Origin of the sequence: Paenibacillus vandeheii (assembly GCF_030433635.1) — a bacterium.
Lineage (GTDB): Bacteria > Bacillota > Bacilli > Paenibacillales > Paenibacillaceae > Paenibacillus > Paenibacillus vandeheii.
Window position 1 is genome coordinate 188274 of sequence record NZ_JAROCD010000003.1, and the last position, 13050, is coordinate 201323.

Sequence of the window (13050 nt, forward strand, 5' to 3'; positions counted from 1 at the left end):
GTTTATCGATTAATTAAATAAATACTCACATAAAACTTACATTGAATAATAAAACCGTATTCTTATATTTACAGTAGACGTTGAAAGGATTGAGGGATGATGAGCCTTGAAGCATTAAACCAACGAGTACAAGATGATCTGGCTTATCTCGCGTATGGAGGTTCGGATTGGATTCACCCGCGAGAACATGACGAAGGTCATATCTATGATGTTGTGATCGTAGGTGGTGGACAGAGCGGCTTGGGTGCCGCTTTTGGATTCCTGCGTGAGCGTATATCGAACATTCTGGTTATTGACGAAAATGCCGCAGGGTTGGAGGGACCATGGGAGACTTACGCCCGTATGGTCACTTTACGTACACCGAAACATCTGACCTCCATTGATCTCGGTATCCCTTCGCTGACTTTTCGAGCATGGTGGGAGGCGCAAGCAGGCCCCTCCGGATGGGAAGAGTTGGATAAAATTCCGCGCAGCGAATGGATGAATTATCTGCGCTGGTACAGACAAGTGCTTCATCTGCCGGTCGTGAATGAAGTGAAGCTTACGCTGATTGAACCTATAGATGGAGGCGTTCACAGACTGCACATCGCAGGCGCAGGGGCTCCAGCCAATATATTGCTGGCACGCAAGGTTGTTTTGGCTACTGGTATCCAGGGAGGTGGGGAGTGGCATGTACCACCCTTGATCGCTGAGCAAGTACCTAAACATCTGTACGCACATACGTCAGAAACGATTGATTTTGAACGGTTACAAGGAAAAAGGATCGCCATACTTGGCGGCGGGGCTTCTGCCTTTGATAATGCCAACTTTGCACTTGCCGCAGGCGTGGCTGAGGCACACGTATTTGTGCGGCGGGAACAATTGCCAAGCATTAACCCGATTCGTCAAATGGAACAATCCGGGATGATCGAACGGTTTCATGTTCTGTCGGACGAGGATAAGTATGCGGCTATTTCCCATTTTTTTAACTATAATCAACCACCAACCAACGATACCTTCAACCGGGCTGCTTCATGGCCAGGCTTTCAATTACATCTTCATGCGCCTTGGCTGGATGTACAGATGAAGGATGGGCAAGCGGTAGTGACTACACCACAGGGCCTGCACAGCTTTGATTTTCTGGTCATAAGTACGGGCATGGTCAGCGATCCGGCACTGCGTCCCGAGCTCAGACTGGTGGAGGCACACATTGCACGCTGGGCAGACCGTTTTCAAGCTCCGAACGCACAAAGGAATGCGCTGCTTGATGCACATCCCTACCTTAGCCCGGGGTTTGCGATGACCAGCAGAGATGAGGAGGGAGAGGATAAGCTGCGTGGACTGTTTGTCTTTAACTATTCTGCACTAGCAAGTTGCGGCCTTTCTGCCTCGGCCATATCGGGGACTCGTAATGCTGTGCCGAAATTGGTTTCAGCTGTAGCAGACCAGCTTTTCCTGGATGACCGTGAACAGATTATGGAGCAATTTTTCAAGTATAATGAACAGGAATTTACTGCTAGTTGGGTGAAAAGTGAAATTGGAATCTGACTATACAAAATGACCGTACAGCAGGGTAAGAGGCTGTGCGGTTTTTGTTTTCCGAAAGTTACATTTACGGGTGCTTATATAATGCTGTAAAATATCGAATTATACAGCGTTAAGGCAGGCGATAGATTATTGTGAGAATCATGGATTATGAGGGGTTCAGAACCCATTTGAAGAAAGTGTCACGCAAACGAAACGAACCCTTGATCAAAATTGTGGCATTTCAGGAAAAGTATATGAAGATTGATGAGATTCAATATTATGATGTAGAGCAGAACTATATGAGTGTCCAGGCGTGTAATACGCTGTGGATGAACTTGAAAGATAAATCTTTCCACAATTTGGTGTCCCATAATCTGAAATTTTTCCAAACCATGGACAATCTCGGGCGTCATTCATTGGAGAATCTAATCAAAGAACTATACGACATGGCTGTTCCAATCCTGCTCGATTACGATCCGGGTGATTATTATAGTTTGCAGCAGTTGTCCGAAATTTTGGTGCTGGATGAGACGAAGCTAATAGAGAAATTGGAGATGGGGCGTTTCAAGGGGGCATTTATTAATGAAGAGGGAAATTGGATCAAACCCAAACCGGACAGGGCTGAGCTATTCCTCTAAATGAAAAAGAGATTCTCGTGTCCATTCCATAATGACCGAATATCCATTCTGCAATGGTACGCCGAATAAGGCACATTGCAGTTTTTTTCATTAACGACTCTGTCAACGATGAAGGCTCAGTCGTTTCGTTTCACGACGAAAGAGTCTCCTCGCGGCCCTGGTGCTGCTCCTGGAATCGAAACAATCTGTTTTTGCTGGATCATGATGCCTTTCTCTTTGGTGACTAGGCCGGGGGAGCAACCGTTCAGGCGACAACATTTGAAGGTGACAGGCGAAATCCTTGCCATCCGGGAGATGGAGCTTCCCACAGATGGTGCTTCGACAATCCACTCCGCTGAAGATTGCTGGCCTGTATATTGCTGGACGGTACGGAAAGTCCAGCTTTGAGTCAGGTTATGAAGCGTGATACACCATCGAGTACGATTGATTCTATAAATGGTAGCCCTGATCCGATCTCCTGGAGAAACAGGAAAAGGGATGACCGTCTCAACGTCCGGAAGGATTTCCCACCAGGCATAATAACTGGCTTTGCCATTAACCCAATCATGGCCTGTTCCAGTCTGAATGAGATTGGAATTCTCGTATCCATCGATTCCGATCCAGGCTGAGGAGTATGAGGACTTGGATGAGGGTAAAACAAAGGGCACGTTCCATTCGGCCGAGATACGTTTGAATTCACCTTTGTAACCCGCCCGTGCATAACCGCTCCAATTGGAGGAAATCCACCCGAAGCTTAGCGGAGAATTTGTTTTGCCTGTATGAGGAATACAGGGTTTACGGCGTTTGTTGCGATTATTCAGCATAAGTCCACCTCCCATGTGAAATACAATACGAAATGATTCGTTCGATATTATCAAATGCATGGAAGAAGAAAGAGGACATGGACAATCTGAAAAGAAATATATATTGAATGAATTTGAACGATTTATAATGCTTTAGAAGCATTGAACGGGATATTTGGAAGCTGAAAAAGTCGAATTTTGATGGTTTTTGAATGTTTTTAAAATATTATGAACGAAAATGATTGTTTTTTACGGATTTTATGTTACTATAAAAGCAGTTGGAGGAATGAATATGCTAACTGAAGAACGATATGCTGTAATTATAGAGCGCTTACAAGAAAGAGGAATTGTGAAACTGCAAGAGCTCGTCGATGTGCTCGGTGCTTCTGAATCAACGATTCGGCGTGATTTAATTGACCTGGAGAGCCGACAGATGCTGAAACGCATACATGGTGGTGCTGCTCTGGTGAATGAAAAGACGCCAGAACCAGGTATGGAAGAAAAAACGTTCAAAAACATCCAACAAAAAACAACCATTGCTCGTTTAGCTGCCCAGGAGATCAATAATGGCGAATGCATCTACCTGGATGCGGGGACAACGACATTAGCCATGATTCCCTATATTGAAGCCAGGGACGTTACGGTAGTAACGAATGGACTTTCTCATGTAGAGGCGCTGGTAAGTAAACGTATCCGCAGCTATCTGCTTGGCGGAATGATGAAAATTCACACGAAAGCCGTGATTGGCAGTATCGCATTACAGAACATGGACAACTTCCGTTTTGACAAATGTTTTATCGGAACCAACGGAGTGGACGCCGAAATGGGGTATACAACTCCTGATCCGGAGGAAGCCTTGATAAAAAGACGCGCACATCAATTGTCCGGGAAATCTTACGTGCTGGCTGATTCCAGCAAACTTGGGGAAATTACGTTTGCCAAACTGTTTGACCTGGAGGAGGCAGACTTGATTACGGAACGGATGCCGGAACACTGGCGTTCTGTAATCGCCCAGAAAACTAAAATAATTGAGGGATAACCATGATATATACCGTAACACTTAATCCTTCCATTGATTACATCGTGGAAGTGGATGATCTGAAGCTTGGTGAATTAAATCGTATGAACCGTGACCTGAAACTTCCAGGGGGTAAAGGCATTAACGTATCGCGAGTGCTTAATCAACTGGGAGCCGAGAACACCGCACTGGGATTTCTGGGGGGGTTCACGGGTCGTTTCATTAATGACAAATTGCAGGATGATAAGATCCGGACGGACTTTGTTACCATTGAGGATGATACCCGGATTAACATCAAGCTGAAACATGGAGACGAGACAGAGATTAACGGACAGGGACCAGCCATTCGTCCAGAGGAAGCAGAGCGTTTACTTAACAAGCTGTCTGCATTGCAAAAAGGAGATATTGTCATTCTTTCCGGAAGTATACCACCTTCTCTGGGAGCTGATTTCTACAATCGTCTGATTAACGTATGCAAGCTCACGAGTGCTGAATTTGTAATCGATACGACGGGACCTGCATTAATGGAAGCTCTGGTACATGAGCCGCTGCTGGTGAAGCCGAATCATCATGAGCTTGCTGAACTCTTCGGAGTAACCATCGACACTCAGGAGGAACTGGTGACGTATGGTCGCAAGCTTTTGGAAGCAGGTGCCAAGCATGTGTTGATCTCCATGGCAGGAGAAGGCGCGCTGTTGATTACCAAAACAGATGTCTATCACGCGAGCGTACCAAAAGGTGTCGTGAAGAACTCGGTTGGTGCTGGAGATTCCATGATTGGTGGATTCGTAGGGACATTTGGATTAAACGAAGACCTGCTTGAAGCATTCCGAACGGGGGTTGCTTCGGGTAGTGCAACAGCTTTCTCGGATGACCTGGCAACTCGGGAATTCATCGAAGAGCTGCGTACCCAAGTCAACATAACCAAAATATAGTTTCGTGCAAATGGATTGAAGAAAGCCCCTTTTTGGAATAGGGGATGAATTGGATCGCGGATAACAGCGTAACTAGCATAATTATAATCCGGTCTGCATCACGCAGGCCGACTGAACTTAAGGGAGTGTACCAAAATGAGAATAACAGACCTGATGATCCAGGAAACGATGATCATGGACCTGCAAGCCACGACGAAAGAAGAGGCTATCGATGAACTCATTGCAAGTTTAAACCGGAGCGGACGTATTAATGACCCGTTACTTTTCAAGGAAATGATTTATAAACGTGAAGCCGAATCCAGCACGGGGATTGGTGGCGGTATTGCCATGCCTCATGCTAAGACAACAGCAGTGAATGAACCTACAGTTGTATTCGCCAAGAGCCGAAAAGGACTTGATTTTGAAGCGCTTGATGACGAGCCGGCTCATATATTCTTCATGATTGCAGCTCCAGAAGGAGCGGCCAATACCCATCTTCGTACGCTCGCGGCTCTTTCCAGGCTGTTGATTGATAGCGATTTCATCTCGCAGCTAATGAGCACGGATACGCCAGCAGAAGTTACTGCATTATTCGATGCCAAACAGGCGGAGGAGGCGGAGAAGAAGGCTGCCAAAGAAAAAGCCGAAGCGGAGAAAGCAGCAAATGCTGCAAATGGAACAAACGTTGTATCCAGCTCGGGCCATACAAAGGGTCAGAAGCAGAGCACATCTGGTGTTATTGTTGGCAATTCGGCATCTGAAGATTTTGTCGTAGCGGTTACCGCTTGCCCAACAGGTATTGCTCATACGTTCATGGCTGAAGACGCTCTCAAAAAGAAAGCGCAGGAAATGGGCATTAATATCCGAGTGGAGACTAATGGTTCCGAAGGAGCACAGAATGTACTGACAGCTGATGAAATCGCTCGTGCTAAAGGGGTAATCATTGCTGCGGATAAAAATGTGGAAATGGCCCGTTTTGATGGCAAACCGGTACTGCAAAGACCAGTGAGTGATGGTATTCGCAAATCCGAAGAGCTGATTCGTAAGGCAGTTAACGGGGACGCTCCGATCTACAGAAGCCAGGGCGGCAGTGCTGACAGGGCTGAAGGAGAAAGCCAAGGCAAAGTGAGCGTGGGCAGCAAGATTTATAAAGATTTGATGAACGGAATCTCGCATATGCTTCCATTTGTCGTGGGTGGCGGTATTCTACTCGCTATATCCTTCTTGTTTGAACAAATTGCCAGTCCGGAAAATCCTATCGTGCAGCTGTTGCAGACGATTGGGGGCGGAACCGGTGCGTTCCATTTCCTGATTCCTGTCCTTGCCGGATTTATCGCGATGAGTATTGGTGATCGTCCGGCCCTCATGCCCGGTATGGTCGGCGGATTGATGGCGGTTAATTCAAACGCCGGTTTCCTTGGTGGTCTGGCTGCCGGTTTCCTGGCAGGTTACGTAGTTATTGGTCTGCGCAAACTATTTAAAGGATTGCCTAAAGCCATTGATGGTTTGAAGCCGATCCTGCTGTATCCCGTGTTCGGATTACTTATCGTAGGTGCCATAAGTTTCTATGTCTTTGATCCAATTTTTGGTTCCCTTAACACATGGCTTGTCGATGCACTTGGCAATTTGGGTACCGGAAATGCCGTATTGCTTGGCCTGCTGCTTGGCGGCATGATGTCCATCGATATGGGTGGACCGTTTAACAAAGCGGCTTATACGTTTGCTATCGGTGTATTCACATCCAGCGGCAATACAGATGGTGCCTGGATGGCCGCTGTTATGGCGGGCGGGATGGTACCACCGCTGGCGATTGCACTAGCTACAACGTTCTTCAAATCCAAGTTTACGGAGCAAGAACGCAAATCAGGTTTGACGAACTATGTGCTCGGATTTTCCTTCATCACGGAAGGTGCCATTCCATTTGCTGCAGCTGACCCGCTGCGTGTCCTGACATCTTGTATTCTCGGTTCTGCTGTTGCAGGTGGACTGACTCAACTGTGGAGCATTAACGTACCTGCTCCGCATGGCGGAATCTTCGTTGCGGCACTGGCGAATCACGCATTACTCTTCCTGCTTGCCGTAGCGATCGGTTCAGTGATCTCCGGTCTGATCCTCGGACTGTGGAAGAAATCGCCGACCGTTCTGAAATAAAGCAAAGCGAAGTTTTTATCCAAGGAAATAAACAAGCTCCATCCCATAACTTTGTAAAAAAGCATCTTCTGAGTGAAATCACTGGGAAGATGCTTTTTTATTTCGCTGCAGGTCATTCTGTGATAAAATAAAGCATATCATTTTAATGAAACTTGGTTTCATACAGCGAAACAAAAAGGAGGATACAGAATGTCTGATGATCAGATTAAAGGGCAGGTACGCAAACAATTTGCTAAAAATGCGGTTAAATATGTGACCAGTGTCGGCCATGCCAAAGGGGACGATCTGGCGTTACTTGTAGCGTCATCTCAAGCGAGTCCTGATATGAAGGTGCTGGATATCGCTACTGGAGGAGGACATGTTGCCAATGCATTAGCTCCACTAGTGGAGCAGGTTATTGCATTGGATTTAACGGAAGAGATGTTACAGGTGGCTGAACGTTTTATCCGAGGAAATGGACACCAGAATGTGGATTTTGTAGCAGGTGATGCTGAACACCTCCCTTTTAAGGATGATTTCTTTGACCTGGTAACCTGTCGGATTGCTGCGCACCATTTTCCAGATGTACCTTCCTTTGTTTCTGAGGCGTTGCGAGTAGTGAAACCTGGTGGAAGGCTGTTATTGATTGATAATGTGGCACCTGAACACGATGAGAATGATCAATTTTACAATGAAATCGAGAAGTGGCGTGATGCAAGTCATGTTCGGGCATGGCGGAAGACAGAATGGGTTCGGATGCTGGAGCTTGCCGGATTCCGTATGGAAACGATGGTTACCTTTGAGAAGCGTTTCATTTTTGAAGACTGGTGTAACCGGGCTGGACTTCCAGAGGGGGAGAGCAGAGAGCTTGAAGCAAGCATGCTGAGTGCCCCATCTGTGATTAAGAAGTATTTCAAGTTTGAAGAGACGGAACAGGGCAGACTCGTCAGCTTCGAGGGAGAAAGTGTATATATTCAGGCGGTAAAAGCAAAATAAATATTGGCTATAGTTAATTGTTTCGTTGGAGTTGGAAATTAAAAAAAGGCAGAGGTCCCCTCAGAGGGACAACTGCCTTTTTGGATTCGTTACACATTTCCATAATTAAGGTTTCAATATAACTTTGGTACATTTGTCTTCATGATCGTGGAAAATCCGGTAAGCCTCTTTTGCATTCTCCAGGGGGATGCGGTGGGAGATGATTTCGGTAGGGTCGAATTCGCCCGCCGTGATTTTGCGGAACAATTCAGGCATATAGTGAATGACAGGGGCTTGTCCCATTTTAAGGTTAATATTACGTTCAAACAGATTGCCGAGGGGGAACAGGTTATAAGATGAACCATATACACCCGTCAGCTGCATCGTTCCGAATTTGCGCACTGCCTTGATGCCAATTTCAATCGCACTTAACGTACCACCTTGTATCTTCAGCTTCTGCCCGATCTCCTCCAGCGTGGATTTCTTGCCATCCATGCCTACGCAGTCGATTACAACATCTGCTCCACCTTGGGTTATTTCACGAATGTGTTCGCCCATATCATCGTAGTCTTCAAAATTAAATACCTCGGAATCATTCATGCGTTTGGCTTTTTCCAGTCGATAGGGAAGGCGATCCACAGCAATGACTCGTTTGGCCCCTTTCATCCAGGCGAATTTCTGTGCCATCAAACCGATGGGGCCACTTCCTAGTACCGTTACGGTATCCCCTGGTTTAACTCTGGCATGCACCACGCTCCAGTAGGCTGTTGGAAGCACATCAGACAGGAAGAGCAGCGCTTCGTCTTCGAGCTCACAGGATTCGGGAATCACAAATTACCGTAAGGAACGCGCAAAAATTCAGCTTGGCCGCATACCCATGGGCTCATGACCAATGACATAATCCTTCTGGGCAGGCAGAGCCCCTTGATATATATGAAGATCTGATCCACATATGGCTGTGGACGTAATACGCACAATAATGTCATCTTTTTGTTGTAGTCTCGGATCTTCCGATGCATAGTATTTCCATTAAACGACAGGCCATTTTTCTTTACGCAATGCATGAAGCAGCTCAGAGGAAGCGTTCAGGTTATCGCGTACAAGCTCTTCGGGGGTTAATGCCATCCATTGATTCAGCGAAATATCCTCAAAGTGGTCACTTCTGAATATCTCCAAAAACCATAACGTGTCATCGCCCGTATTTTGAATATAATGCCCCATAGCTACAGGGACATATCCGACATCCCCAGCGCGATAATCAAATGTGCGTGCGATGCCATTCCCTCCAAACACCGTCATTCTCCCTTGTCCAGTCAAATAGTATTGCCATTCATCCGCATTGGGATGCCAGTGAAGCTCGCGCATGCCTCCAGGCTTGATCTCGACGAGTGCTGCGGCAACCGTTGTGGAGATCGGGAAGTTGGTGGAATCAACGATGCGCACACTCCCTCCCGGTGTAATAATCGGTTTCTGGGCTAATAGTCGGTGCGTAAAGGAGAGAGGGACCGTACCATAAGGGGACTGTACTTCCTGGCTTACGAGGGAACCCGGAACCTGATCCTGAAAAATATAAACCTGTTCCGTTGGCATGGATTGGAATGCAGATTCGGGCACACCAAAATTGACGGACAATACTTCCGGTGGCGTATGTGCAAACCAATCGGAGATGGATAACGTATTCAGATCGGAGAAGGACCCATCATCAAATACAAGTAAGAACTCACACCCATCAGCCAGTCCCTGAATGGAATGGGGCAGACCTTTAGGAAAAAACCACAGATCTCCTGGTCCAACATCCGCGATAAAGTTACGACCCTTCTGATCCACGGACGTAATCCGTGCTGTGCCCCAGATCATATATGCCCATTCAGACTGCTGATGCCAGTGCAGCTCCCGCACACCTCCAGATGTAAGACTCATATTCACACCAGCTAGTGTCGTGGCAATGGGGAGATCCCGTACCGTAATTTCACGGGACCATCCCCCATGATTCAATTGCATATGCGTATCGGAAAAAGACATTCTCAGGTTGGGTAATAACCCATTGTCGGTCACCGGAGGCACCAGCATATCCGGATTTTGTAGATCTCTCATCACATCCCGAGGTCCCAGATCGGGTCCTCCCGCACCGTCTTTTCGCATCGGCTGCGGTATAATTAACGGCTTGCTATAGTTGTTGCTTTGATTTTTCATATGTAGATTCCTCCCAATTTGTAATTTCAAGCCATGGCTGTCGCAGGTATAGTGAAGAGTATGAACCAGAGCCTGGCTATTATGAGGGACGGGAATAATGGGTGTTGACAAAGTGGAAAATAACTTGGATTTCATGGTAAGCAGCAATGCACGGAAGGTCATGAATTCAAGGTAACAGCAAAAAGACGTGACCGAAGATACACTTGGCCGCGTCTTTATTGGATAGGTCGTATTACAAGGGATTCAACTTTTTTATGCTTGTCGGGTCGATCCTGGTATCAGTTGCAAGTATTGCTGCTCATAAATTTCATGGACTCTGTTCAGAATTGCCGAGCCATGCTCCGTAAAACGAAGATTGGTGGGTTTGTTTTTCATCAGGAATGTACCGGATGTAAATCTGGTTTGCGCAAGAGCAGCGTTATAAAGCAGAGAAGCCCCGTGGCTTGGATGTGGGAAGAAGAGCTTCATGATTGGCTTTATATAAAAGGGCAGTCCGGATGTTTTATTGCCTCTAAGTGTATTGTTGCCTCCAGGGTCCACGCTCAGTAACCGAATTCCTTTAGCCGCAGGGGTAAAAGCAGCCTCGCGTGTCCATAAAGATAGTGCGAGCTTCGAAGTCGCATAAGGACCGAACAGTTTTTTGAACTCGGCTGGGTGTTCCAGGATATCCAGGTTAAACTGTTTGACCATATTGAACGCACTGGTGGATGTATTGATTACTGTTTTCATAGTGCTTTTGTGCAGAAGGTCTTGTAGTTCCATGTAAATGATATACGGCACCACGGTCTGTAATTCAAAGTGCATTTCATGCCCCTGATCCGACAGCCGAAGATCGTAACCGCTGCCTCCGGCATTATTAAATAGCACATCGATGGTATCCGTTTCGGATTTAATCTGATTCAGCGCTTTTCTCAGACTGTCGTACTGGGTAAGATTAGCCTGGACCCAACGGAGCTGGCCGGAGCGCAATCCATCCTGAATGTCGTTGTCCTCCTTGGGAAAAGAGGAACGGTTAAGTCCGATGACTTGCCATCCTTCGGCTAACAAGGTGCGGGTCAGTTCAAGACCGATTCCCGAAGTTGAACCTGTAATTAAGGCTGTACGAAGTGTTTGATTAGAATTCATTTAAATACCTCCTGTGTGAATGGGATGACAGAGCCGATCTGTCTAATGCGCTCATTCTATAATTTGGAGTCGACTCCAAGTCAAGCGTATAGTTGGATTAAATTTTATTTTTAGAGGATGCAGCAATCTGTGGATTAATTGCAGTCTTGACTTGGAGCTGACTCCAAATTGTAAGATAGAGATCAATGAAGGCGGAGGAGGTCAATTATGATGAATGATACTGAAGTGTTCTCCATTAAAGAGACATCAGAACAGGCCGGATTATCTGAAGATACCATTCGTTATTATGAGAAGATTGGACTTCTTCCCCGGGCTGAACGCAAGGCCAATCGCCATCGGGTGTACCGTCCAGAGGACATTCAGACGATGAAGCTCATCACATGTCTAAAAAAGACAGGCATGTCATTGGAGGAGATGAAGCCTTACCTGCAGATGTCGAAGGATTCAGATCTGGAAGATTTCCCGGATGAACGTGAAATGTTGTTAAATCATCGGAAGAAGATCGAAGCGCAGATTACGTCCCTGCAGCAAATCGTCGATTTTATTGACGAGAAGATGGAGAAGCGAAGCATGTTTCCGGATGAGTGCCCGATTATCGGGGAGAACCAGATGTCTGTATTTGAAAAAAAGAACATCTTTCCCTGAGCGGTGTGTGCTCAGTCGGGAGATTGAGGAAATAGCGTTTCTGCGATTCGTTAAACCATAGCCTTGTGGAAATTGAAGCGAAATATCACTTTTATACGTTCGTTAGACAGCAATAACGTTAAGAAGGGATGTCCCCGTCATGTTCATGACTTATGGGACATCCCTATTTTGCTTATATTTAGCAATCCATATGAAGTGTTTGGCGAAGGCGTTTGATATCACTTTTGGGAGGAAGGCCATACATACGGGCATACTCCCGACTGAATTGGGAAGGACTCTCGTAACCAACCTGGAATGCAGCATCGGCTGCATCGGTTGACCCTGCAAGCAGCATTCGCCGGGCCTCCTGTAGTCGAATCTGTTTTTGATATTGTAGTGGGCTTATGGCAGTAATGGCTTTGAAATGATGATGCAATGAGGACGTACTCATGTTGATCATGGAGGCCAATTGCTCGATTCGCAGTGGAAGCGCATATTCGGATTGGATCATTTCAATAACCTGGGCGATGTGCTGGGCATGACTGTTCTGCACTGCAAACTGCTTGATGGAATGTCCGTGTTCGTCCTGAATCAGGCGATATAGAATCTCGCGGATCATAAGCGGTGCAAGTACGGGAATGTCTTCAGGTGTATCCAGCAGTCGAACCAATCGGATTACGGATTCCAGAAGCGGGGGCTTGGTTGAGCTTACAAACAGTCCACGGCTTGATGAATTGTCGGGTTTGGTTTGTGAGGCGGGAGAATCCTGAATAAGATTGAAAATCTGCCCTGAGTCAAAATTAAGTCGCAGACAGAGATAGGGATGATCTGGTGTAGCCTGTACAACCTGCCCTGAAATAGGCAGGTTTATGGAAGCGACAAAATACTGTGAATGGTCATAGGTGTAGCTCTCCCGTCCGAGAATAACCAGCTTGGACCCTTGGGCCACAATGCAAAGGGCGGGTTCATGCACGGTATGGATAGGCTCAGAAACCTGGGAAGCACGGATCAAAGCAAGGGAAGGAATGTCTGTTAGATGAATCCCGTCTTCGTGGGTAAAACGTCCGATCAAGCTGGCCAATTCCTGCTGCTGCTGAATAATAGCTGTGTCTGGTTCCATTTTTGAAAGCATGAATTACAGGCCT

Annotated in this window: 11 protein-coding genes and 1 pseudogene; 7 read left to right on the forward strand and 5 right to left on the reverse strand. The window is 46.6% G+C overall.

The window, feature by feature from the left end; translation table 11 throughout:
- The first annotated feature begins 99 nt into the window (after positions 1-99).
- Together P5G61_RS06395 and P5G61_RS06400 are read left to right on the forward strand one after the other, a co-directional pair.
- The gene (locus P5G61_RS06395; RefSeq protein ID WP_301245571.1) at positions 100-1527 is read left to right on the forward strand and encodes an FAD/NAD(P)-binding protein; all 1428 of its coding nucleotides are present in this window, start codon (positions 100-102) and stop codon (positions 1525-1527) included.
- A gap of 140 nt (positions 1528-1667) precedes the next feature.
- Entirely contained in the window at positions 1668-2144 is a 477-nt protein-coding gene (locus tag P5G61_RS06400) for a hypothetical protein (protein WP_152532887.1), read from the forward strand.
- Positions 2145-2260: 116 nt separating this feature from the next.
- Here P5G61_RS06400 and P5G61_RS06405 read toward each other — a convergent pair whose 3' ends face one another.
- Positions 2261-2947 carry a G1 family glutamic endopeptidase gene (locus P5G61_RS06405; RefSeq protein ID WP_301245574.1) on the reverse strand — a complete coding sequence of 229 codons (687 nt, stop codon included), beginning with the start codon at positions 2945-2947 and terminating at the stop codon, positions 2261-2263.
- 271 nt (positions 2948-3218) lie between these two features.
- On the opposite strand from P5G61_RS06405, the gene P5G61_RS06410 reads away from it, so the two are divergent.
- From P5G61_RS06410 to P5G61_RS06425, 4 genes are all read left to right on the forward strand, one after another.
- On the forward strand, positions 3219-3965 hold the full coding sequence (locus tag P5G61_RS06410; protein WP_301245576.1) for a DeoR/GlpR family DNA-binding transcription regulator: 747 nt from the start codon (positions 3219-3221) through the stop codon (positions 3963-3965).
- A gap of 2 nt (positions 3966-3967) precedes the next feature.
- Positions 3968-4879 (forward strand): 1-phosphofructokinase, encoded by a 912-nt coding sequence (pfkB, locus tag P5G61_RS06415; protein WP_301245578.1) that lies wholly within the window; start codon positions 3968-3970, stop codon positions 4877-4879.
- A gap of 135 nt (positions 4880-5014) precedes the next feature.
- Positions 5015-7009, forward strand: a complete 1995-nt coding sequence (locus P5G61_RS06420) for a PTS fructose transporter subunit IIABC (protein WP_301245580.1) — start codon at positions 5015-5017, stop codon at positions 7007-7009.
- A gap of 189 nt (positions 7010-7198) precedes the next feature.
- Positions 7199-7984, forward strand: a complete 786-nt coding sequence (locus P5G61_RS06425; protein ID WP_301245582.1) for a class I SAM-dependent methyltransferase — start codon at positions 7199-7201, stop codon at positions 7982-7984.
- Between the two features lie 105 nt (positions 7985-8089).
- Here P5G61_RS06425 and P5G61_RS06430 read toward each other — a convergent pair.
- The 3 genes and pseudogenes from P5G61_RS06430 to P5G61_RS06440 all read right to left on the reverse strand — a co-directional run.
- Positions 8090-8974: pseudogene (locus tag P5G61_RS06430) on the reverse strand (zinc-binding dehydrogenase); the annotation flags it as partial.
- 18 nt (positions 8975-8992) lie between these two features.
- Entirely contained in the window at positions 8993-10156 is a 1164-nt protein-coding gene (locus tag P5G61_RS06435; protein WP_301245584.1) for an oxalate decarboxylase family bicupin, read from the reverse strand.
- A 252-nt stretch (positions 10157-10408) separates the two neighbouring features.
- Positions 10409-11281: an SDR family NAD(P)-dependent oxidoreductase gene (locus P5G61_RS06440; protein ID WP_301245586.1), complete on the reverse strand. Its 873-nt coding sequence runs from the start codon at positions 11279-11281 to the stop codon at positions 10409-10411.
- Between the two features lie 207 nt (positions 11282-11488).
- On the opposite strand from P5G61_RS06440, the gene P5G61_RS06445 reads away from it, so the two are divergent.
- Positions 11489-11926 (forward strand): MerR family transcriptional regulator, encoded by a 438-nt coding sequence (locus P5G61_RS06445; RefSeq protein WP_301245588.1) that lies wholly within the window; start codon positions 11489-11491, stop codon positions 11924-11926.
- Between the two features lie 178 nt (positions 11927-12104).
- Here the strand turns inward: P5G61_RS06445 and P5G61_RS06450 are convergent, their stop codons facing one another.
- Positions 12105-13037, reverse strand: a complete 933-nt coding sequence (locus P5G61_RS06450) for an AraC family transcriptional regulator (RefSeq protein WP_301245590.1) — start codon at positions 13035-13037, stop codon at positions 12105-12107.
- Between the last annotated feature and the right edge of the window lie 13 nt (positions 13038-13050).

Excerpts from the sequence above, each read along its gene's own strand:
- P5G61_RS06400 (WP_152532887.1), top strand. The coding sequence starts at position 1,668 with ATGGATTATGAGGGGTTCAGAACCCATTTGAAGAAAGTGTCACGCAAA.
- P5G61_RS06395 (WP_301245571.1), top strand. The coding sequence starts at position 100 with ATGAGCCTTGAAGCATTAAACCAACGAGTACAAGATGATCTGGCTTAT.
- P5G61_RS06405 (WP_301245574.1), bottom strand. The coding sequence starts at position 2,947 with ATGCTGAATAATCGCAACAAACGCCGTAAACCCTGTATTCCTCATACA.
- P5G61_RS06445 (WP_301245588.1), top strand. The coding sequence starts at position 11,489 with ATGATGAATGATACTGAAGTGTTCTCCATTAAAGAGACATCAGAACAG.
- P5G61_RS06435 (WP_301245584.1), bottom strand. The coding sequence starts at position 10,156 with ATGAAAAATCAAAGCAACAACTATAGCAAGCCGTTAATTATACCGCAG.
- P5G61_RS06425 (WP_301245582.1), top strand. The coding sequence starts at position 7,199 with ATGTCTGATGATCAGATTAAAGGGCAGGTACGCAAACAATTTGCTAAA.
- P5G61_RS06410 (WP_301245576.1), top strand. The coding sequence starts at position 3,219 with ATGCTAACTGAAGAACGATATGCTGTAATTATAGAGCGCTTACAAGAA.
- P5G61_RS06440 (WP_301245586.1), bottom strand. The coding sequence starts at position 11,281 with ATGAATTCTAATCAAACACTTCGTACAGCCTTAATTACAGGTTCAACT.
- P5G61_RS06420 (WP_301245580.1), top strand. The coding sequence starts at position 5,015 with ATGAGAATAACAGACCTGATGATCCAGGAAACGATGATCATGGACCTG.
- P5G61_RS06450 (WP_301245590.1), bottom strand. The coding sequence starts at position 13,037 with ATGCTTTCAAAAATGGAACCAGACACAGCTATTATTCAGCAGCAGCAG.
- pfkB (WP_301245578.1), top strand. The coding sequence starts at position 3,968 with ATGATATATACCGTAACACTTAATCCTTCCATTGATTACATCGTGGAA.